The organism is Pseudoalteromonas sp. Z1A6, from assembly GCF_011378745.1.
In the GTDB taxonomy this organism is placed as follows: Bacteria; Pseudomonadota; Gammaproteobacteria; order Enterobacterales; family Alteromonadaceae; genus Pseudoalteromonas; species Pseudoalteromonas arctica.
This window is the reverse complement of record NZ_WTKW01000643.1, coordinates 1-997: the sequence shown is the minus strand read 5'-3', so window position 1 is coordinate 997 and position 997 is coordinate 1. Positions and strand designations below refer to the sequence as shown.

The following is a 997-nucleotide window of genomic DNA, read 5'->3' as shown; positions in this document are numbered from 1 at the left end:
TCAACATAGCCGTATCTAAAAACTCAAGCTGCGCTCTATACAGCTATTGTTTGAGATAGTTGATAGGTTTATTTTCCCTTGCATAAAGTTGTTTTTTTGTTAACCTACTCGCCTTCCATTTTAGTCTTTTTGAGGTGTTTATGGCGTTTCTATCTCGTTCGATATTGGCGTTGTCCATAGCGCTCTCAAGCAGCAGTGTCTTTGCTCAAGCCCAATGCGATGTTGAATTACGTCATGGTTTAATTATCACTGACGATGCAATTCGCATATTAGATAAAGGCCAGACTCGTGTACAAATTAATAACAATAACCAACTATTTATTCGCGGTTATTGGGTTGATTTAAGCGATGACGAAAGCAAAGTACTCGAACAGTTTAGTAATGGTATTCGCCACACAGTCCCCGAATTAGTAAACCTTGCTACCGATGGTGTTAACTTAGGTTTAAGCGCTATTGAACACGTAGTTGAAGGTATGTCAGATAAAGAGCCTGAAGTACTAAAAACACAACTAAAGTATGTAGAGCGCGCGCTAATGGATAAGTTTAAGCGCGGCGATGACTTCTTTTTTATAGCCCCTCAATCACTTTCGCAAATAGATGATTTTTTTACTAAAGAGATCAGCCAGCAAATTCACTCTGCAGTGCATGGATCGTTAGGTGCTATTTTGGTATCACTCGGAGATGCGTTTAAATCGCGCGAAGGTAATATAGAAGATCGTATTAACGACATGGGCCAACGCATGGATATTATCTCAAGAGAAATTGATAAGTCGCTACAAAAAAAGGCGCATCAATTAGAGCTTAAAGCTTCTGAGTATTGCGAATGTTTAAACGCACTCGATGTAACCGAATCTCGCTTACAAGCAATAGTACCTGGTATGGCCGATTACGATTTAGTGCAAATAAAGTCTTAGAGTACGTATTCGTTTTTAGAATAAAATAACACCGAGTATGAACATACTCGGTGTTTTGCTTTATGATTGATTAAATGATTGAT

The 997-nt window shown here is 38.5% G+C and carries 1 protein-coding gene; it reads left to right on the top strand.

Going from position 1 to position 997, the window contains the following annotated elements; translation table 11 throughout:
- The first annotated feature begins 140 nt into the window (after window positions 1-140).
- The gene (locus GQR46_RS20090; RefSeq protein WP_007581974.1) at window positions 141-914 is read left to right on the top strand and encodes a YggN family protein; all 774 of its coding nucleotides are present in this window, start codon (window positions 141-143) and stop codon (window positions 912-914) included.
- Window positions 915-997 lie beyond the last annotated feature (83 nt).